Raw genomic sequence first — 1,301 nt, forward strand, 5'->3', positions numbered from 1 at the left:
GTTACCGTGCTCGTCATGGGGGACAGCGTCGTTCGCTCGGCAGTCGGCCTTATCCGCAGTGGGAGGCTCGGAAATACGCCTGTGCAGGCTGTCGCAGCCAATGTGCAACGCGCGGTTGATTTGCAGATTCGTGAAGAACACGACTGGAAAACATTGATCGGCGACGGCTCGGTTCGCAGCCTGAAACTGTCGGTTGGTGACGTGACACAGGCGTTTCGTGACGCCAAACATGATCGCGCCGCCGAAAACCCTGAAACAACCAATCCCGACGACGAATTCATTGAGCTTTACGTCGCGCCGGTCTCAGTACCGTCGATTGGCATCAGCCTACTCGGGAAAGATGGCTACGAACGGTTACAAAAGCAGCTGAAGCCGGGGCGTCAGGCGATCCTGGTCGCTGGCGACGGAGCCTATTCCTTCAAAGGCTCCGGATATGTGCGCGGCGGTATCTTTGACCGCATTGAGTTGATGCAGGACGGGCAGGGCGTACGCTTCCGTGACAAGAACCATACCCGTATCGGCGACATCATGGCCGACGGCGCGCCGCGTCTGCGCGAGATAGCACTGTTTCAGGTCCCGGACGGCTTCGACTTCGACGTAACGGAACCGTGGGATTTGCAGCTCTTGGTGCAGCGCGGCTTCGGTGCGCGGGACAAGGCCAATGTCAGCTATGATCTCGGCTATAGTTTGCCGGATAAATATCTGGCGAAGCAACCGGAACCGGCTCCTGTCCAGCCTGCTGTATCAATCGCTGATGCGCCGCGTCAGCCGCAGCCGGTCGGCGAAGCAAATGCAGCCGACATTCTGGGCGAGGGCAATCCGCTCTGGGTCCGCATGTGGGAGATGAATCGCATCAATGTGGTCATCACCGCTTTCGCCATTACAGTTCTTGTCGGTATCTTCTTCTTCCAGAATAGTCTGGTCAGGCATCCGCGCTTCTTCACCTGGCTGCGGCGTAGCTATCTCCTGTTCATCCTTGTCTGGCTTGGCTTCTACAACAATGCGCAATTGTCGGTGGTCAATGTCCTGACCTTCACCAACTCCCTGATTACCGGCTTCAACTGGGAATTCTTCCTGACATCGCCGCTGATCTTCATTTTGTGGGCGTCGGTGGCGGCGGGGCTGTTATTCTGGGGTCGCGGACCGTTCTGCGGCTGGCTGTGCCCGTTTGGCGCCCTTCAGGAACTCACCAACAATCTCGCCCAATGGCTGAAAGTGCCGCAAGTCAAGCTGCCATGGGGACTGCACGAGCGCCTCTGGCCCCTCAAATATATGATCTTCCTCGGCCTGTTTGGACTGTC

The 1,301-nt window shown here is 57.7% G+C and carries 1 protein-coding gene; it reads left to right on the forward strand.

The features are described from left to right. A partial coding sequence (locus HWX93_RS22650; RefSeq protein ID WP_176038807.1) for a 4Fe-4S binding protein occupies positions 1 to 1,301 on the forward strand: 1,301 nt, incomplete at both ends.

It is taken from the genome of Brucella tritici (genome assembly GCF_902825325.1).
Classification (GTDB): domain Bacteria; phylum Pseudomonadota; class Alphaproteobacteria; order Rhizobiales; family Rhizobiaceae; genus Brucella.